Annotated in this window: 17 protein-coding genes and 1 pseudogene; 9 read left to right on the top strand and 9 right to left on the bottom strand. The window is 68.8% G+C overall.

The genetic code is table 11. From position 1 onward, the window contains the following. Nucleotides 1-179 precede the first annotated feature (179 nt). The 5 genes from ACTWNK_RS00725 to ACTWNK_RS00705 all read left to right on the top strand — a co-directional run bounded on the left by ACTWNK_RS00725 (nucleotide 180) and on the right by ACTWNK_RS00705 (nucleotide 5,804). Nucleotides 180-1,217: a DUF6042 family protein gene (locus ACTWNK_RS00725; RefSeq protein ID WP_474301517.1), complete on the top strand. Its 1,038-nt coding sequence runs from the start codon at nucleotides 180-182 to the stop codon at nucleotides 1,215-1,217. Nucleotides 1,218-1,452: 235 nt separating this feature from the next. Further along, nucleotides 1,453-3,003, top strand: coding sequence for an SIR2 family protein (locus ACTWNK_RS00720; protein ID WP_474301516.1), 1,551 nt, complete (start codon nucleotides 1,453-1,455; stop codon nucleotides 3,001-3,003). Nucleotides 3,004-3,540: 537 nt separating this feature from the next. Continuing rightward, nucleotides 3,541-4,005: a hypothetical protein gene (locus tag ACTWNK_RS00715; RefSeq protein ID WP_474301515.1), complete on the top strand. Its 465-nt coding sequence runs from the start codon at nucleotides 3,541-3,543 to the stop codon at nucleotides 4,003-4,005. Between the two features lie 523 nt (nucleotides 4,006-4,528). Continuing rightward, a complete protein-coding gene (locus ACTWNK_RS00710; RefSeq protein ID WP_474301514.1) occupies nucleotides 4,529-5,134 on the top strand; it encodes a hypothetical protein in 606 nt (201 codons plus the stop codon). Between the two features lie 163 nt (nucleotides 5,135-5,297). Next, on the top strand, nucleotides 5,298-5,804 hold the full coding sequence (locus tag ACTWNK_RS00705) for a hypothetical protein (RefSeq protein ID WP_474301513.1): 507 nt from the start codon (nucleotides 5,298-5,300) through the stop codon (nucleotides 5,802-5,804). A 149-nt stretch (nucleotides 5,805-5,953) separates the two neighbouring features. Here the strand turns inward: ACTWNK_RS00705 and ACTWNK_RS00700 are convergent, their stop codons facing one another. After that, nucleotides 5,954-6,418 carry a hypothetical protein gene (locus ACTWNK_RS00700; protein WP_474301512.1) on the bottom strand — a complete coding sequence of 155 codons (465 nt, stop codon included), beginning with the start codon at nucleotides 6,416-6,418 and terminating at the stop codon, nucleotides 5,954-5,956. Nucleotides 6,419-6,651: 233 nt separating this feature from the next. Between ACTWNK_RS00700 and ACTWNK_RS00695 the strand changes: the two genes are divergently transcribed. Next, nucleotides 6,652-7,098, top strand: coding sequence for a hypothetical protein (locus tag ACTWNK_RS00695; protein WP_474301511.1), 447 nt, complete (start codon nucleotides 6,652-6,654; stop codon nucleotides 7,096-7,098). Between the two features lie 346 nt (nucleotides 7,099-7,444). Continuing rightward, nucleotides 7,445-7,783: a VOC family protein gene (locus ACTWNK_RS00690; RefSeq protein WP_474301510.1), complete on the top strand. Its 339-nt coding sequence runs from the start codon at nucleotides 7,445-7,447 to the stop codon at nucleotides 7,781-7,783. Nucleotides 7,784-8,204: 421 nt separating this feature from the next. Here ACTWNK_RS00690 and ACTWNK_RS00685 read toward each other — a convergent pair whose 3' ends face one another. The 3 genes from ACTWNK_RS00685 to ACTWNK_RS00675 all read right to left on the bottom strand — a co-directional run bounded on the left by ACTWNK_RS00685 (nucleotide 8,205) and on the right by ACTWNK_RS00675 (nucleotide 9,939). Then, nucleotides 8,205-8,633, bottom strand: a complete 429-nt coding sequence (locus ACTWNK_RS00685) for a hypothetical protein (protein ID WP_474301509.1) — start codon at nucleotides 8,631-8,633, stop codon at nucleotides 8,205-8,207. Beyond that, nucleotides 8,626-8,895, bottom strand: coding sequence for a hypothetical protein (locus tag ACTWNK_RS00680; protein WP_474301508.1), 270 nt, complete (start codon nucleotides 8,893-8,895; stop codon nucleotides 8,626-8,628). Before ACTWNK_RS00680 ends, ACTWNK_RS00685 begins: the two co-directional genes overlap by 8 nt. Before the next feature lie 669 nt (nucleotides 8,896-9,564). Continuing rightward, a complete protein-coding gene (locus ACTWNK_RS00675; RefSeq protein WP_474301507.1) occupies nucleotides 9,565-9,939 on the bottom strand; it encodes a hypothetical protein in 375 nt (124 codons plus the stop codon). 62 nt (nucleotides 9,940-10,001) lie between these two features. On the opposite strand from ACTWNK_RS00675, the gene ACTWNK_RS00670 reads away from it, so the two are divergent. Beyond that, nucleotides 10,002-10,616: a TetR/AcrR family transcriptional regulator gene (locus ACTWNK_RS00670; protein ID WP_474301506.1), complete on the top strand. Its 615-nt coding sequence runs from the start codon at nucleotides 10,002-10,004 to the stop codon at nucleotides 10,614-10,616. Between the two features lie 149 nt (nucleotides 10,617-10,765). Here ACTWNK_RS00670 and ACTWNK_RS00665 read toward each other — a convergent pair. The 4 genes and pseudogenes from ACTWNK_RS00665 to ACTWNK_RS00650 all read right to left on the bottom strand — a co-directional run. Continuing rightward, nucleotides 10,766-11,755 (bottom strand): annotated as a pseudogene (locus ACTWNK_RS00665) (IS481 family transposase); the annotation flags it as partial. Nucleotides 11,756-11,866: 111 nt separating this feature from the next. After that, on the bottom strand, nucleotides 11,867-12,595 hold the full coding sequence (locus ACTWNK_RS00660; protein ID WP_474301505.1) for a hypothetical protein: 729 nt from the start codon (nucleotides 12,593-12,595) through the stop codon (nucleotides 11,867-11,869). A gap of 1,205 nt (nucleotides 12,596-13,800) precedes the next feature. Further along, nucleotides 13,801-14,421 (bottom strand): MBL fold metallo-hydrolase, encoded by a 621-nt coding sequence (locus ACTWNK_RS00655; RefSeq protein WP_474301504.1) that lies wholly within the window; start codon nucleotides 14,419-14,421, stop codon nucleotides 13,801-13,803. Further along, nucleotides 14,418-15,476 carry an S-(hydroxymethyl)mycothiol dehydrogenase gene (locus ACTWNK_RS00650; RefSeq protein ID WP_474301753.1) on the bottom strand — a complete coding sequence of 353 codons (1,059 nt, stop codon included), beginning with the start codon at nucleotides 15,474-15,476 and terminating at the stop codon, nucleotides 14,418-14,420. The genes ACTWNK_RS00655 and ACTWNK_RS00650 overlap by 4 nt, the downstream gene beginning before the upstream one ends. A 566-nt stretch (nucleotides 15,477-16,042) precedes the next feature. On the opposite strand from ACTWNK_RS00650, the gene ACTWNK_RS00645 reads away from it, so the two are divergent. Next, nucleotides 16,043-17,155 carry a hypothetical protein gene (locus ACTWNK_RS00645; protein ID WP_474301503.1) on the top strand — a complete coding sequence of 371 codons (1,113 nt, stop codon included), beginning with the start codon at nucleotides 16,043-16,045 and terminating at the stop codon, nucleotides 17,153-17,155. Nucleotides 17,156-17,325: 170 nt separating this feature from the next. Here ACTWNK_RS00645 and ACTWNK_RS00640 read toward each other — a convergent pair whose 3' ends face one another. Then, a complete protein-coding gene (locus ACTWNK_RS00640) occupies nucleotides 17,326-17,556 on the bottom strand; it encodes a hypothetical protein (protein ID WP_474301502.1) in 231 nt (76 codons plus the stop codon). Nucleotides 17,557-17,609: the final 53 nt, after the last annotated feature.

Below are 17,609 nucleotides of genomic sequence, written 5' to 3'. Positions count from 1 at the left end.
TCGGGGTGACCACCAGCAGCCCCCGCCCCCTCTGGCGCAGACGGCTCCCCCGCTTTTGCGTCGAACGCAGCCGATACCTCGTCCGGCCCGCCTGACGCGGCCGGGCACCTCTTCGTCACCGCCGCCCAGCCCATCACCGCCGCCCGCGGGCGGTGTGCTGCCTTCTGGAGCGTCCGCTGATGCACCCGTCACGACCACCGGCCTGCCGCCCGCTGGCAGTCCCGCAGGTGAGCACGACCAGAATGCGGTGCAGGACCCCTTCCTGTCTTGTTTGCGGTGCGTGGCGGGGCGGAAAGGGAGAACACTGGGTCTTGGGCGACGTCAACCGGTCGCCTACGCCTTCAGGAAGCGAGCAACGGCCTGTGCGAGCCCCTTTCGATCTTGATAGTTCCCTGCTCGGGCAGGGATGGATCCGGTGGATGCCCCCGAGCGGGATCGTGCTGCTCGAGCAGATCGACATCGCCGGCATCGGTTCCGGTTTCACCTTCGACGAGCTGAGCGAGCATCTGGTCTTCGGCGACGCGGATGTCGAAGATCTCGGCTGGGATACCCTCGCGTGGGATCCTCCGCTGCGCTACACCGACGAAAGCCTCGCCGAGCTGGGGCAGGAGTACTACCTGTTCGAGGACGAGGGCAAGGACGCCGCCACGGTCAACGCCGAGGAGGCCGCGCACCAGGAACGCTTCCGGGCTCGTCTCGACGAGCTCGCCGCACGCCTGGGTCTCAGCGCCCTGTCCACGGTCGAGGACGTCTTCGACTACCTCGTCGGGTGCCAGGTGATCGTGTGCCACGACGATCCCCCGCAGATCCGCTACAGCCTCAACCCCGCCCCGCCCCTGCCTGAGGAGGTGCTCGAGCTCACGGCCGAGGAGAAGGCCAAGGAGGACGAGATCCGCTGGGCCGCTCTCTACGAGCAGCCGTCCTACAAGATCATCGCCCTGTTCGACCCGCAGGGCGCCCAGCACGAGGTGCTGACGAGCAGCCTGGAGAAGCTGTCCAAGAAGACCGGCCTGGATCCTGAGACGGTGCGTCAGGCGGTGTTGTGGCTCATCGCCCAGGGCGAGTTCAGCAACCGGTGCCGACCTGTCGCACATCGGCCCCTACAAGGTGTTTCAGCTTCGCGTCGACTGGGAGATGTTCGCCAAGACCCGTTTCACTCTGCGCTGAGACGGTGCCGGCCGCCTCGCGGTGTCCTTTGCAAGCACCCGCGTACCTAACCTCTGTGGTCAGCCCAGCTCGCCGGATATCCGAGAGCGATCGCCGCCGGCAGGAGAACACCAGCAGCACGCGCCCAGGCCTTGTGCCCGCCTCGCCCAGGCGCATATGGTCGGCGCTCGCCTCGCTGGCGCAACGTCCTTTCAGCTGTGATGGGCCGCGCAGGCTCGAAAAGAGGGGCACGCGGCTCGGCATGCCTACCGCGGACCTGGGGTGGAATCGTCATACGATCCGGCGGTGGCCGACTTCCGCGAACGACTGCAACAACACCTAAGTGCCATTCAAGCTGCCCCTTTTCTATTCGTCGGCGCGGGGCTCTCGCGACGCTATCTCCAACTCGACGGCTGGGAAGGACTGCTTCGCCGTATGGCCGGGCTGACCGGCTATCCTTACGAGTATTTCCGCGCATCCGCCAACGGCGACCTCCCCACCGTGGCCAGCCTGATCGGGGAGAAACTCCACGAACCGTGGTGGATGGAGTCCCGGTTTGCCGTCAATCGCCAGCGCTTCGTAGACAAGTTGATGCACCGCGACTCGGCGTTGAAGGCGGAAACGAGCTGCTACTTCGCCGACTCAGGGCAGGCGCTTCCCACCACGGGGGCACTCGCCGAAGAGGTCGCAGCGATGAAGGACGTCGTCGTCGACGGCATCATCACCACGAACTTCGACACCCTGCTCGAGCACCTGTTCCCCGACTACCACGTCTTCGTCGGCCAGGACCAGCTACTGCACGGCAACTTCTTCGGCGTCGCCGAGATCTACAAGATCCACGGAAGCTGCGAAGAGCCGGACTCGCTCGTACTGACAACGGATGACTACAAGCGATTCCGCGAACACAAGGCCTACTTGGCCGCAAAACTCATGACGATCTTCGTCGAGCATCCCATCATATTCATCGGATACTCAATTTCGGACCCAAATGTCGCGGATATCCTGCACTCGATTTTTGACTGCCTGGACTCCCGTAAGCATATCGGCATGCTTGCCGACCGGCTCGTCTTCATTCACTGGGACAAGGACGCCGGCGAGGCCGTAATGACGAAGCAGGTCATCTCCGTCGGCGCCAGGCCGATTCCCGTGCTGATGGTTACGGTCCCCGACTTCTTGGTCGTTTTCGAGGTTCTGGGGAGCAGGAAGCGCACTTTTTCGGCGAAAAAGCTCCGTCAGCTCAAGGAGTGTGTCTATGAGCTGATTCTCGCCGATAGTTCGAAGGAGCGGATGCAGGTCCTGTCGATGGTTGAGAGCGCCGATTCATCCACGATCGACGCCGTCCTCGGGGTGGGAGGATTTGTGCAGCCTCATAGCTACACTGGACTGAACCGCAACCATCTTGTCCAAGATGTCATCAAGATTGACGCAGATTACGATGCCGATAGCGTGGTCGAAAAAGTATTGCCCTCGATAATATCCGGGCGGGCCAACGTGCCGATCTACAAATATTTGCGCAAGGCCAGGTTTCTCAGTGACGAAGGCGAGCTCATCGATCCTGGATCTGTACACGCTAAGATAGCTGCCCATGTTAACTCTCGCGCAAAGCGCCTTGGTCCGATCCCGAGCCAGGAGGATAGCGCCAAGACTGCAGTGAGGCAGGCGCCTACACTCGCGGAATTGATCGCCAACCAAAAGGCCGAAAGGGTAATCGAGTACATCCCGGCGCTGGTCGAGGCGGAAATTGACCCGCAAGAGCTCAAGGATTTCCTTGTCCAGTATGAGGGCACCCCGAATCCGTCGCAATGGATCAAGATGGTATGCCTGTATGACTGGCTCAAGTACGGCCTTCAGCTCTAGCCCAGGCGAACACGTCGGCCAGCTGCGGCAACGACATGCACCATGAAACGATCACCATGCAGGACTGTGACGACACGTCTTTCCGTGAGGGCCGTGCGCGGTTTTCTCTCCATGGCGGCAGATGAGCGCGGGCCCGGTGAGCAATGGGGTGCATGAGCCGGACGCAGGGGCCGATTCCGTGCGAATAGGCGTTTCCTTCAAGGTGTACCGACGCCGGAGCGAGCTGCCTCAACCACGGCCGCGCGTCTCTGCGGCTTCCGGGTTGCTGCGCACCCTCGGCAAACGAAGAGGGCTCCGCCAATCCCGAAGTCTTCTCAGCCACGGGGCTGGCACGATCTCCACACAGAATGCCCAGGTTACCGGGACACGACAGGCCACAGAGCCGTGCACGAAGTATGAGGTTCCCTCTTTCGTTCTGGCTGCCCTGCAGGGCGTAGCCCGCCCCCGGTCCGGGCCACGCATCTACGATGCAGGTGAGGCAGGCTGCGGCGAGGTTTCCGCGCCCGCCAGCCGGGCGCGGCTCTAGTCTTTGCTGTCATGGAGTTCATCCCGGCCGAGTGGGAACGCGTCGACGCGATGGTGTCTTTGGGCACCGCGGCCGGTCAGGACGTGGTCCAGCTCGGCGAAGCGCTTTCGGCCGCCGTCCGCGACATCGCCTCCGTCGCCCCTGACGATGGCCTGCTGACCAAAGACGGCCCTTGCCCGCCGTGGCCCATGCGCGCGGCGCTGCTGCGTCAGCCGATGCAGCCCGGCATCGAGGCCGAGGTCGTCGTGCGGAGCGCGCGCATGGGCCAGGAGCTGCCGCCTCGCCTGCTGGCCTTCTACATGGGGCTGCTGATGCGAGCCGGACGCCCTGCGGCGCTGACCACCGACCGCGCGCTCGTACGGGCCCGCAACGCGATGGCTGCTGTGTCCGGTGCGCAGGGCCTGTGCGTGCTGGCTGTCTCGCCCCGTCCTGAGATGGCCGCCATGCTGGCCGAGGATCACCACTTCGCCATCTGACAACCTTGGGCGGGGGGCTCGCCCGGCGAGGCCGGGCCTGCCCCGGGCACCGTTGAGGCCCGGCCGTCGGAGGTGGCCCCGGTCCGGGGGCTTGTGCTCGGTGCGCCGGGGCGTGAGGGAAACGTCCTGGATGAAGCGGCCGGTGTCCGGCCAGGGAGCAGCGGCTGTGGTGTGAACCACCTGCGCCTCCGGGCAAGGCAACAGCAGGCGCTCTCCGGCGAGGACCGTTCTCCCCTGCTCCGCGCCTGCCGGCCTTCTTCGTCTTCCTGCCGGGCGGCGGCTGCCCGATGAGCATGTCATGGTCGCGCTCGCGGGCAAGGCCATGCCGCGCTGGCGCGCGGTCGCCCCTGCGGGGCGAGCCTTGCCCGCTCCTGCGCTCCCCTGACCCATCGCGGGCAGCAGCCGCCACCCGGCAGGCACCCTTCCCCCGCCAGCCGGCCGGCGCCAGGCTGCCCAGCCGCCCGGCCCCGGGCGTCTTGCCAACCCGCCCGTCATCCCCGCACACACCCACCAGGAGCAGAGCATGCCTGACACCAACCTCCGCCTGATCGCGATCATCCTCGACCGCTCCGGCAGCATGCTGGCCGTCAAGGACGACACCGAGGGCGGGCTGGCCGCCTTCCTCGCCGAACAGCACACCAGCCCCGCCCAGACGCTGGTGTCGCTCTACCACTTCAGCGACACCCCGGAAACGGTGTACGAGGCCCTGCCGCTCGCCGACGTCCCCGCCTACACGCTGCGGCCGCACGGCATGACGGCGCTGCACGACGCGATCGGGTTCGGTATCGGCCGCACCGCCGAGCACATCGAGAGCCTGCCCGGCGACGAGCAGCCCGGCGAGGTGGTGATCGTCGTCCTCACCGACGGGCGGGAAAACCGCTCCCGCGAACTGCCCGCCGTCGACGCCGTTCGCGCGCTTGTCGAGCAGCGGAGCCTGCTCGGCTGGCGCTTCGTCTTCCTCGGCGCCGATCTGGACACCTTCACCACCGCGAACCGGCTCGGCTTCGACCGTGGCAGCACCCTGCACTACGGCGCCGCCCGCACCCAGGAGACCCTCACCCGCGCCGGGCGGGCCACCTCCACCGGCGCCGTCTTCAGCGACGACGATCGCGACGCCACCCACCACTAACCCCCACTCACCCCGGGCGGCCGCACCCACCGTGCGGCCGCCCGCCCGCCAGGAAAAAAGGGGACGCCATGACTTGCCTCCACCACACCCGCCCCCGCCCGGCCACCCCTCCCACCCGGCGGCGCCTTTCCCGGCGCCCGCTGCCCGACGCGCGGCGGCAGCGGTGACCGGCTACCGGCCCGCGGTCGTCGACCTGCTGACCGGGAGCGGGCTGCCCGGCCTCGGCGTGACACACGCCGAGCAGTTGCTCGGCCAGATCGAGGACGTCGTCGACGGCGCGGGCTACACCATCACCCCCAAGCCGATCCGCCCCCTGCGGGCGCCCGAGCCGCGACCGGTCGTGATCAGCGCGATGGAGTACTACCTCGGGCAGCGGCTGCAACCGGGCGTGATCGTCGAACGCTTCACCGCCGCGGCCCGCGGCGGCGGGCTGTGGGCCGAGATGCCGTGCTGCGAGCGCAGAGCCCGCCTCACTCTCCACCTCGACGACCACGACGACCCGGTGCAGGAGGACCAGCTGGTCGTCTGCGCGCCGTGCGCGCGCGTGTACACGGTGCTGCTCAAGCGCGAGGAGCCGTCCGGGTACGACGACGACACCGACTACCTGGCGCTGTGCACCGTCGCCGCCCAGCAGCCGATCAAGACCCAGCCCGCCCCCAGGAAACGCTGACGCCGGAGCCCACCGCGAACCCGGCACGAGAAACACGAGGAAACTCGCCTTCCGATCGCGGGCCTGCAGGGCGACCGCTCCCGGGGCTCCCATAGGCCTATCTCGTCTCGCGTGACCCCGGCTCCTTCCCGGGCAGGACGAGGTCACCCTCACCCCCGGGCGCCGCCGCCGAGCGGGCCGGTTTCGCGGGTGCTGCGCCGCAGCGCCTCGCGTGCGGTGTCCTCGGCCTGCCAGGCGGTGCGTATCCGCGCCAGCAGCTCGCCGGTGCGCGCCAAGCCCGCCTCCGCCAGCCCCGCCAGCTCCTCGCGCAGCATGCGGCCGACACGGTTGCAGGCGGCGCCCGCCTCGTCGCGGGCGCGGCGCGCTTCGGCGATCCGGGCCGGATCGCCGCCGGCCGTCGCGGCGGCCAGTTCGGTCTCGGCCTGCTCGCAGTGCACGTACAGCGCCTGGTGCTCGGCGGCGAGGTGGGCTTGCCGGGCGCGGCCCAGGAGCCCCTCGGCGCGGTTGATCGTCACGAGTTCGGCCACCACGCGATGCTCGGTGTCGGCTCGCTCAAGCCACTGATCGATCTCCGCTCGCCCGGTCCGGCCCTGCGGGATTTCCACGCTCGTCACCGTCCTTGCCGTCGGCTGGGTTGCGCCCCGGCGTCTGCTCCTGCGGCGGCGCCGTCACCCGCTGAGACCCTAGCCATTCTCAGGGCATGATTCTCCCCTTCCGCCGAGTGCGGGCAGGAGGGAGAGCTGGGTTCTCCAGCGGGCCCGGCGCGGTGAGCACGTCCGGCCGTAGCGCCTGCCACGCCTGGCGGGAGTCCGGTCTTCAGGTTGCGCCACCTGGTGGATGTGCCGGCGTGGAATGCGCGCCGCCCGAACCCATGGTCGACAACGACGACTACGGCCGAAACCGGCAGCACCTCACCGCGTCGGCGGCACGCCGTTCGGCGCGGGCGCGTGCCCTCTGCCCGCCGCGCGGCGTGGCGTGCACGAACGTGACACCCACCCTCACCCCTGCCACACCCGCCGGCATCGGTGCTGTCGCCGACGCCGATGAGGCGGAGCTGACCTCCGCCGACCAGGTCGAGCACCTGAGCGCCGCCGACCTCATCCGCTTGGCCGTCGCCCGCATGGGCGAGGACCCGCTCGCGGACGTGGTGCTGCTGGCGGCGCTGATCCGTACCGGTGGGCGTGAGCTCGGCGCCCGCCTGCACGCCGCCGCCCTCACCTGCAGCACTCTGGCCGAATTCGCCGAGGCGGCCGACATGCCCCCGGCTAAGGTGCGCCACCGGTGGGGCCAGTAGAGCCGCCGCCGCGTCCGGGGCGGCGAACTCGCTGAAGCGGAACAGGAGCGGCTGGCCCAGCGGATGGCGGCCGAGCTCGCCGCGATGGCCTGAGCCTCAACCGGGCCGCCGCCTTGGAACGCTGAACAGGCGGATCATGCTGGCCCGCAGACAGCCGGGGGCGGGATGGGGCGAAAGCGCCGGTCACAGCCACCCGTTGCTCTGAGGCAGGGGTAAACGGCTACTTCAGCGGTGGATGTGGCACGTATGGTGTGGCTGTGGTCGGCGATCGCGTGCAGCGGCGGCTCACGGAGACAGACGCGCGGACGCGAAGGAGCGGATGATGCCAGGCGCTGTACTGCGAGGGGTGACTCTGGACTGTGCCGACCCGCAGACGCTGGCGGGCTTCTACGGTGCGCTGACCGGGATGCGCGAACTCTTCAGTACGGATGAGTTCGTCTCTCTGACGGACGGCTCCGGCTGTGACCTGGGATTTCAGAGGGTTGAGGGATACCGGGCTCCGCAATGGCCGGGCCAGGACATGCCACAACAGTTCCACCTGGATTTCCGCGCTGACGACCTCGATGCGATGGAAGAGCTGGCCCTGAAACTCGGCGCGGCCAAACCGGATCACCAGCCCGGCGACGGACGCTGGCGGGTACTCCTGGATCCGGCCGGCCACCCCTTCTGCCTGACCTCTTCCTGACGTCACCGGCGTTGACAGGTGTGCCCCTCGGACGCCGTAGTGCTCAGGCCATCGAGCAACATGCCGATGACCTCGCCGGAGAAGTCATCATCGCCCTGGCCGCCGAGAACGCCACGCGCGCTGGCAGGCGGCCGCAGCCAAGGATGCTCGCGCCGCAGCCACGGCACACGACGACGCTGTTGCCTGGTTGCCTGGCCGACGCGGAGGTTCGCGGCCACATGGCCGCCCGGGTGCCGTCGACTGCTCAAGGGCCGCAGGCGCTGTTGGCCCGCGCCGGTGGCCTACGCTGCGCCGGGAGGCAGGACGACAATGCCGCCATGACCACGTTCTCGGCGGTTACGCCTGGATCGGTGCGGCCGACAGCCGTGGCACCTGCAGGGCAGGTCCCCACGGCTCGGTTGCTACGGGGGCCGGAGGCACTCTAGCGGGGTGGTTCGGCGATCTCGATGATAGTGAGAGGCTGGGCAAGCGCCCGAGAGGGCACCTCCCACACAGCCGCGTTCAGGGTGAGGATCGGGCAGATCGCCACGTCGGCGATGGCCGCGACGTGAGCGTCGTACGGGCTGAGCCCGATGGCGATCATGTCTGCGAGTCTGGCTGCCTGGTGGACGCCGTCCAGGGGGGCGACCGTGGTTCGCTCGAACGCCGCCAGGCCGGTCAGGAGTGCCTGAGCGTCGGGGAGGCCGCGGCTGTCCAGGAGTGCTCCGGCTGCGGCCAGGCAGGGAATGACGAGTGCTTGTCCCGCCCGGTCGAAATCCTGCAGGAAGCCGATCAGGTCGGCGTCTCCTCGGGCGACGTCGGCCAGGATCGTGGCGTCGAGGATGTGGGGGGTGGGGGAGAAATCACTCACCGGAGGCTGCCGGAAAGCCCTTGTCGGTGAGCTGCTGCTGGACGTGCGCCATCATGCGGGCGACCCGGCTGGGGTTGGCCTCGGCGGCCCGCGCACGCAGCAGGGCCAAAGCTCGCTGGTCGGCGATGCGCTTGGCCGCGATGGCGTCGTTGAAGACCGCGGCGACGCTCGACGCCTTGCCCGTTTCGACCAGGTGCTCGGCGTACTCGACGACGTCAGGGTCAACCGTGATGGTGATTCTGGCCTTACGATCTCCGCTCATACCCGGGATCATACCCACCAAGCTGGCCGCCGCCCCACTGTCTGGCGGGGATCATTCACCCGGCCCGGACGCGGGTGCGAGATGTCTTCTGTGCCCCGGGCGGGTTCTCCTGATGATCCTTGGCTGAAAGGTGCGGCAGGGGAGGTTGGATGTCACGCAGCCACCAACCCGGTTCACGGGGCTCTCTTCGCTGAGTCCGCGAGCCGGCCCCTGAGCAGCAACCAATCGGTCAGTGGCGTAGCGAGCTGATGTCGGCGGACCTGCCGCCATCCAGTGGCCCGATGCGGGTGGCTGGGCTAGCCGAAGATGCGGTCGACGACGACGACGGCTTGCTTGGCGGTACCCCGCTCGGAAGTACCGGACCGAGGTGCCGAGGGAGGCGTGCCCGAGGCGGGCTTGGACCTGGGCGACGTCGGCGCCGCCTTCGGCTTCTCGCGCCGACCCGGCACGCATCGCGCTCACCCGGACCGCGCCCCCAGCACCCCATCGCCGATGCCGCGCCCTGCACGCATCCCCGCACACCCCCGCATGACGACGGAGCTTCGCCACCCGAGACGCGATCGCAACACCGGCAACGACGGAGCTTCGAGACCACCCTGTCACCGTCACCCACCCCGACAGCCTGCACAAGAAGCATCCTGGCCAGACACCCCTACCTGATCTTGGAGATCAGGAAACGGGCTCTGAAGCCTGGCGCGGCGCGGCGGCGACCAGCCATGCGGCGAACGCGATGGGCGCGAGCGTCTGGTATGCCACCCACACCTCGCCCCCGCCGCTGCCGCCCATCCACGCCACCAGCAGCCCGGCCAGCCCGGCCAGCCCCCAACCGGCGTCATAGGTGACCATGAGCCACATATAGGCCCGCATCGTACGACGGCGCACGTACCTCACCTCGATCCCACCACCGATCAGCAGGGCCACGCCAGAGGCCATCATCAGCCATGAGGGCACGCCGAGCATCTGACCCAGCAGGGCAGTGCCGCCGAAGAAGGCAGCACCGAGCAGCATCTTGAAGATGCCGTCGGCGATGATCCCCGCCACCATCCCCTGACCTGCCCGAGATCCTTGTTTCATAATTTCATTACTACCATAATATGATTATGAGAATGACGAGAGCCGAGACCAAGGAACGTAACCGCCGCGCCCTGCTGGACGCCGCGTTCCAGGTCGTATCCAAAGACGGGTACCGCGCGAAGCTCGAGGAGATCGCCGAGCGGGCCGAGCTGACCACCGGCGCCATCTACTCGTTGTTCGGCAGCAAGAACGGCCTGGTGGTCGCGCTGGTAGCCGACTACCAGCGCGACCACTACGAAGAGATCGAGAAGGCGATTGCCCCCGAGCTGAACCTGCTCGAAGCCGCCGAAGCCTTCGCCCGGCACTACTGGCACACCAGCACGGCCCCCGACGCGCGCTCTGGCCTGTCCCTGCAGATCACTCTGCTGGACATGGCCCTACACGACGCCGAGCTGGCGGCCCAACTCGGCGCATCCGTCCGAACGCAGGAAAGCCACCTGACCGCGCTGTTCACCGGACGCTCACACCCTGGCGGCGTCGTAACACCGCACCAGGCACAACGCCTGGCCCTCGCCCTCAGAGCCCTGTTCGTCGGCCTCAGTCAGGGCGTCGTTCTCGGCCTCACCCACGACACCGACGAGGACTACTTCGCCGACACCGCCCGCGCCCTGGCGACCCTCCTCTCACAACCCGCTCCCTCCTCGTGAGCCGACGATGGCGCACCTGAGCACGGCCCTGGCCATCCACGGACCTCAAGGGATCGAAGACAGGCTCTCGGGGCGGACCGGTCCGGGCGACCAGAGGGGTTGCCCCCGCCGCACAGGCACCACACTCGGCTGGGCCTCCCCGAGGTGTTCTGACCTGAGAGGTTAGGCACGCGGTTGGCTGGTGGGTGGCCACCGAGTGCGGTGTGTCCGCGGTGGTGACTGTAGGTGTGGAGCCAGGGGCCGAGTGCCTGACGGCGTTCGGTCTCTGTCCGGTATGGGCGGGCGTAGGCCCATTCTTCCAGCAGGGTGCGGTTGTAGCGTTCGACTTTGCCGTTGGTCTGGGGCCGGTAGGGGCGGGTGCGTTTGTGGGTGATGCCGGCGGTGTGCAGCGTGTCGCGCCATAGGTGGGAGCGGTAGCAGGAGCCGTTGTCGGTCAGGACCCGGCGCACGGTGATCCCGGCGGCGGCGAAGTAGGCGTGGGCGCGCTGCCAGAAGGCGGCGGCGCTTTCGCGGGTTTCGCCGGGCAGGATTTCGGTGCAGGCCAGGCGGGAGTGGTCGCCGGCGGCGTTGTGCAGGTAGCCGTAGCCGAGGTTGGGCCGGCCGTGGCGGGTGCGGGGGCGGCCGGGGTCGCGGTGGGCGGAGCTGTTGCGGCCGCCCGCGGCTCGGCCGTGGGCCTTGTGGCCGCCGCCGTCGGGGATGTTGCCGAGCTTCTTGATGTCGACGTGGATCAGATCGCCTGGTTGGTTGTGTTCGTAGCGGCGGATTGGCTGGGCGGTGGCGCGGTCTAGGTGGCGCAGGCGGGCCAGGCGATAGCGGGACAGGACGCGGTGCACGGTGGAGGGGTGCAGGCCGAGCAGGTAGCCGATGCGGGCCGGTCCCCATCGGCGCGTGATCCGGATTTTGATGATGCGTCGTTCGGTGCGGGTGGGGGTGCGGCGGGGGTTGTGGTGTGGTCGGCTGGAGCGGTCGGCCATGCCGTGTGCTCCGTGGGCTCGGTAGCGGCTGGCCCAGCGTCGAGCGGTGGTGACGGCGACCTGGAATCGTTCGGCGGCGCGGCGAAGGGGCCGGCCGTCCTCGACGATGCAGCGGGCCAGGCGCAGGCGTCCGGTCTCGGTCAGCGGGGCGTTACGGTGGGGCATGAAGGGCTTTCTGGTTCACGGGTGTAGATGTCGCAATCCACACCGAACCCGGAAGCCCTTCCTCATGCCAAAACGATCAGCCCCTGTACTCAACCTCTGTGGTCAGAACACCTAGGCGATCCAGGTTGAAGGGCGCTGGCTTCTGACCATGGAGCAGGCCGCCAGCAGATGGGCGTGCTGTTCGTCGAACATGCGGCCGAACAGTGCGAATATCTGGTCGACCAGCGCGATGGCAGTGCCGCGCTGATCCGGGGTGAGGGTGATGGCGCGCAGCTGCCGGTCGATGTCGTCCGCGCCCATGGCGTGGCCGGTCTCCAGGGCGGCGTGTTCGGCGCCGAAGTAGCGCAGGGTGCGGCCGGTGGCCTCGGTGTAGGCGGTGGCTGCGGGCAGGAACGCCCGCCAGGCGACGAAGCCGGTCGCCTCGATGGCCTCGATGAGCGCGATCCGGATGACGGGGGCCGCCTGCGCCGCCATGGTCATGAGCCCGTAGGTGAGCAGCCGGGTGTGGTCGTGCTCGGGTCCCCACAGCGTGCCGAGCGTGCCGGGCAGGTCGGTGGGCTCGTCGTGGCCGAGGGTGCGCAGGTCGTCGAGGTACATCCGCCAGTGGTGGTCGTCCTCGCGGGAGTGCTCGTCGACCAGCCGCTGCAGCGGGTCGGGATCTGACTCGTCGCGCAGCCCGAGGGCGTTGACGTCGGCGAATCCCATGACGAACGGCGCCAGGTGGGGTGCGAACGCCATGCGGGCCACCGGATCGCGGCTCTCGTCGGTCAGCGCCTGCAGGAAGGGGTGCTTGGCCAGTTCGCGTTTGCGGGCGTTGATGTGCTTGATCACCGGCATCATCGGCATCACTCCAGGGGGTCGATGGACAGATAGGCGCGCTCTCGGCTGCGCACTGTCCGGAGCCTCAGAGGCTCTCCCCCACCATCCATTTTGTAGTCGAGAAATAACAGAGAGTGATGGGCGAGATGTGCTGTCCTTTTGGGGCAGTCGAAATTGCCGAAAGAGTGATACCGCAACTCGACGCACCGAGAGCGGGTGATCGCGCCAGTGCGAGCATGCTGCACGGCCATGTCGACGGATGGGTGTTGAACTCAACCCTTCGCGTCCCCGTTTCTGCGGATCAGGCGGCCGCGATGTCGGGCCGCGGCGGCGGGTGAGCGGTCACTGCTGATCGGACTGGGCGTACTTTCGCGGCACCGGCATGCGCATCGGCGGGACCCGGCCCCTGGCCGGCCTGTCTTGCCGACCCTGAACGCTCCGATGGGCGGCGGGGCGGGCCGAGAAGAGGACCACCGCACCGGCGCGGCGGCCGATCTTCCTGTCCGGCTGTTCCCGTGGCGTGCTGGACCAGATCTTCTCGCACGTCTTGCGGAGGAAACCGGGCAGCGCCAAGCGCTGGTCCACGCCTGATCGAGGCGGTCTGCGGCAGCGGGGTGCTTGACACGCAGTGCGGCGGCACCTGCCCGCCACCGGGTCGGCGAGGGGCCCAGTACGTCTGGTTCAGTTCGCCGTAGTAGACCTGCGTGGGCCCGTCGGCGCGGTTGCGCCTGTACTGCGTGTGGTGCTTCCCGTAGGCATCGCCGAGCGCCTTGCGCACTGCGGGAGTCACCCTTGAGATTGTGCGCTTTGGGCGCGGACGCCTGGACTGCGGGGGCGGCGCCGAGAGCCAGGGTGAGCGCGAGCCTCGCGGACGTCAAGATCTTCATCATGCCCTTGGAGTCACCCGGAGCGGAAATAGTTCATCCCCGGCCACCCTCCTGAGCCATCCGGTGCCGATCCGCTGCGAACGCGTCGCGTGCGGCCGTCACCTCGCGCTCGTGCCCCCTGCGACCTGAAGGCTCCATGCGATCTCCGCCGGTTGCGCGCCGACATCCGCCAAGGCCCGATCGCCGCCCCCGGACCGGCAGAGCAGCGCAGTGGGCCCGGCCGCAGCCGCCCCCGGGCCGGCGTCCTGGCGTCGCTGGAGTGCGTGAGCGGCTTCGGCGACACCCGCTGCCTCCCAGGTGATCATGGTGTGGCTGGAGCCGGCCGGGCCCGGCATCTGGTCAGTGGGGGCGTTCCGGCTGGCCGGCCAGGTTCGAGGCCTCGGCTCCGATGGTGGTCGTCTCCCCGTGGCCGGTGCGTACCACCGTCTGCGGCGCCAAGGTCAGCAGCCGGTTCGTGATCGAGGCGAGGATCGTCTCCTGGCAGGAGAACGAGCGCCCCGTGGCTCCCGGCCCGCCGTGGAACAGGGTGTCGCCGGTGAAGAGCGTCGCCTCAGCGGCCGAGAACAGGCACACCGAGCCCGGCGAGTGCCCGGGTGTGTGCAGCACCCGCAGTTCGGTCCCGCCAGCTGTGATCGTCTGCCCGTCGCGCAACGGCAGGTAGGGCACGGCGTCACCGTAGTGCTGTCTCCACAGCACGTCGTCGCCGGGGTGCAGCCAGATCGGGGCACCGCTGGAGGCGGCGAGCGCGGCGGCGGCGTTGATGTGGTCGTTGTGGGCGTGGGTGCAGACGATTGCGCTGATCCGGCGGCCGGCCACGGCGGCCGAGACGGCGGCGGCCTCGTGCGCCGGCTCGATGACGATCACCTCGCTGTCGTCGCCGACGATCCACACGTTGTTGTCGGCCTCCCACGTTCCGCCGTCGAGGGAGAACGTGCCCGAGGTCACGACCTTGTCGATCACAGGAGCACCACCGAGCGCAGCACCTCGCCGCGGTGCATCTTGGCGAACGCCTCCTCGACCTGCTCCAGTGCGATGCTCTCGGAGACGAACCTGTCCAGCGGCTGCCGCCCCTGCAGGTAGAGGTCGATCAGCATCGGGAAGTCGCGCGAGGGCAGGCAGTCGCCGTACCAGGAGGACTTCAGCGAGTCGCCTCGGCCGAAGACGTCGAGCAGGGGGAGCTCCAGCGTCATGTCGGGCGTGGGGACGCCGACCAGGACGACGGTCCCGGCCAGGTCGCGGGCGTAGAAGGCCTGCTTGTAGGTCTCGGGACGGCCGACCGCCTCGATCACCACGTCGGCGCCGAAGCCGCCCGTCAGCTCGCGGATCGACTCGACCGCGTCGCTGACCTTGGAGTTCACCGTGTGCGTGGCGCCGAAGTCGCGGGCCCACTGCAGCTTGCGGTCGTCGACGTCGACCGCGATGATCCGCGAGGCGCCCGCGAGCGAGGCGCCGAGGATGGCCGCGTCGCCGACGCCGCCGCAGCCGATGACCGCGACCGTGTCGCCGCGCGAGACGTTGCCGGTGTTGAGCGCGGCGCCCAGGCCGGCCATCACGCCGCAGCCGAGCAGCCCGGCGACGGCGGGAGCCGCGGCCTGGCCCACCTTGGTGCACTGCCCTGCGGCGACCAGCGTCTTCTCGGCGAACGCGCCGATGCCCAGGGCCGGGCTCAGCACGGTGCCGTCAGCGAGCGTCATCTTCCGAGCGGCGTTGCGGGTCTCGAAACAGTACTGGGGACGGCCGCGGCGGCAGGAACGGCACCCGCCGCACACCGCACGCCACTTGAGGATGACGCAGTCGCCCGGCGCCACCTCGGTGACGCCGTCTGCGACGGCCTCGACCACACCCGCGGCCTCGTGCCTGAGCAGGAAGGGGAACTCGTCGTTGATGCCGCCCTCGCGGCAGGACGCACGCCCAGCCGCGATAGCACTCATCCGTTCCCCCGACCGAATGTCAGCGAGTGCGAGCCTGTGCTGAACGTCTACCGGCGTGGATGGCGAGCGCTGCCCGCCTTCCACGAGCCGCTTGACGCCGAGCACGGCAAAACTGCAGCGCCGCGACATCACACGGACGCTCACCACGGCCGCCATGACGCTGACGCCCGGCGGACTATCTGCACGAGTCGCGGGATCCCACACGGGCGAGCGCGAGGTATTCGGCGCCGCCGCAGATGCTGGAGAGCTTTCCCCGTTGGCGAAAGACTCAACCGCGAGGCCATTGTTTCCGCGCCTTGGGCGACAGTATTCCACGTGACCGCAATATCGGTCCTTGTGTGGGCCGGTATTGATCGGCCGTAAATGGGGGCGCGGGGCTGCGGTGATGAGATGCCGAATGTTGCGGTTATCGCCCCCTTTAACGATGAGGGCAGTCCGGTTAAAGTCGGACGTCTCCCTTTCTGCGAGAGGAATCAATAGTGACATCCAAGTCCGGTGGTGTTGTGGCGGGATCGAAAGGTTTCATCGGAAAAGGCGCTCCCCCTCCCCCGGCCGAGCTTCTGTTCGAGGTGGCCGCCCGTGCGCGCCTCGCGGTCTCGCCTCTCACGACCGCATTCGGATCCGATGACGGCATCACCATCGAGGAGGCCGTGGCGGTCGTCCTGTCCTCGACGCCGGTCCTCCCGCTGCTGTCGGACCCGGACCTGGCGATCGTGGCCAGGGTCGCCGAGGACGACCCGGACCATGCCGAGTTCCTGCGTACGGGCATCGCCGCCCTGCGCGCCGACCTGCTGGCCGAGGCCGAGCCGATCGGCGACGCCCGGCTCGTCGTCCACCTGCGGGCCTCCGCGCGCGCGGCGGAGGAGTTCGACGTCGAGGCGCACACCCTGCCCCTGCCGGAGGACGGCGACGTCGAGGTCGTCATCGACGCGATCAACGAGCACATCGCCCAGGTCCAGGAGTCGCTCGGCCGCAGCGCCACCGTGGTCCCGCCCCAGGTCGTCCACCAGCAGCTCCTGCACACGCTGCGGACCGCTTCCCCTGCCGTGCCGGTGCCGCCGCGCTCGGCCGACACCGCGCCCCTGGTCCGCAGGGTGGAGGAGGTCGCCGCGATCGTCCGGCTGTCCTCGCGCGACAGCGGGGCGCAGCAGGCCGCCGCCATGCTGGTACGCCGCCTGGTCTGGCAGGACGAGATGCTACGCCAGGCGCTCGAAGCCCTGGCCCCCGCCGCGACCACCCAGTCCGTGCCCACCAAGTCGGTGCCCGCCCAGGCCGACCCCGCCTCGCTCGTCGCGGCGATCCACCTGCACCATCTCGCGTTCTGCCTAGGCGTGTCCCAGGGCATCGCGAACTCCGGCGCGCGACGCCTCGGCAAGGTCCCGCTCGCCGCCGACGCCGTCGCCAAGGCGCCCGAGGGCGGCGTGCCGGTCCCGACCAGGTTCACCCATCGCGATTCCCTCACCGGCCAGGTCACCATGAGCAGATGGGAGCTCATGGAGTACTTCTCCTACGCCGCCGACCACGCCTACGACCGTGCGACCGACACCTGGCGTGAACTCACCCCCAGGGAGAAGTGCATCAGGAACTGGGGCGTCGTGGGCGGCGTCTTCGGCTGGGTCGGCGGATCGGCCGTCGGTGTGCTCACCATTCCGGAGACCGGTGGGACAGGGCCGTTCATTCTCCAGTGGCACGGCTTCATGGCCGGAGTGGGAGGCGGGATGAAGTTCGGCGAATGGGTCGCCGACCAATACGAACTCACCTGACAACAGGTGCTCCCGGGCGTCCCCGCACCACGTGCACACCCCGCCCCCGGGGACGCCTGATCCTGCACGTTGATGACGGGCCTCGCTTCTTCTTGTGGTAGCAGCGAGGCTCCGGCGCTGTGAGCTGGCCGGGGCTTCGCGAACCGCGCGGCCGATCAGCGGCCGCAGCGCTACTCCCGTGCGGCATCGTCGGAGATCTGATCGGGGGCATGGAGCCGCGCGGTACCGCGGCGAGCCCCCGGCGACTCCATGAGCGCCAACAGCGCGATCAGTTCGGCCAGCTCGTCCAGTTCTTCATCGGAGGGGGCCGAGTTGGGGATGACACCTTGGAAACGCCACTGGTTGACTTGCCCGTCCGGCTCGGGCTCGTACACGGCTTGACCGCCGCCGCGAATCCTCATGTGGATGGCGTCACGACCGGTGGCCTGAGCGGGCACCGTCGTCCCGTCCCATG

Source organism: Nonomuraea sp. IBHARD001, from assembly GCF_056106265.1.
The sequence above is the reverse complement of the archived record's forward strand: the minus strand, read 5'-3'. Positions and strand labels throughout refer to the sequence as shown.

Excerpts from the sequence above, each read along its gene's own strand:
- ACTWNK_RS00715 (WP_474301515.1), top strand. The coding sequence starts at position 3,541 with ATGGAGTTCATCCCGGCCGAGTGGGAACGCGTCGACGCGATGGTGTCT.
- ACTWNK_RS00670 (WP_474301506.1), top strand. The coding sequence starts at position 10,002 with ATGACGAGAGCCGAGACCAAGGAACGTAACCGCCGCGCCCTGCTGGAC.
- ACTWNK_RS00725 (WP_474301517.1), top strand. The coding sequence starts at position 180 with ATGCACCCGTCACGACCACCGGCCTGCCGCCCGCTGGCAGTCCCGCAG.
- ACTWNK_RS00680 (WP_474301508.1), bottom strand. The coding sequence starts at position 8,895 with ATGAGCGGAGATCGTAAGGCCAGAATCACCATCACGGTTGACCCTGAC.
- ACTWNK_RS00640 (WP_474301502.1), bottom strand. The coding sequence starts at position 17,556 with ATGAGGATTCGCGGCGGCGGTCAAGCCGTGTACGAGCCCGAGCCGGAC.
- ACTWNK_RS00710 (WP_474301514.1), top strand. The coding sequence starts at position 4,529 with ATGCCTGACACCAACCTCCGCCTGATCGCGATCATCCTCGACCGCTCC.
- ACTWNK_RS00675 (WP_474301507.1), bottom strand. The coding sequence starts at position 9,939 with ATGGTGGCGGGGATCATCGCCGACGGCATCTTCAAGATGCTGCTCGGT.
- ACTWNK_RS00660 (WP_474301505.1), bottom strand. The coding sequence starts at position 12,595 with ATGATGCCGGTGATCAAGCACATCAACGCCCGCAAACGCGAACTGGCC.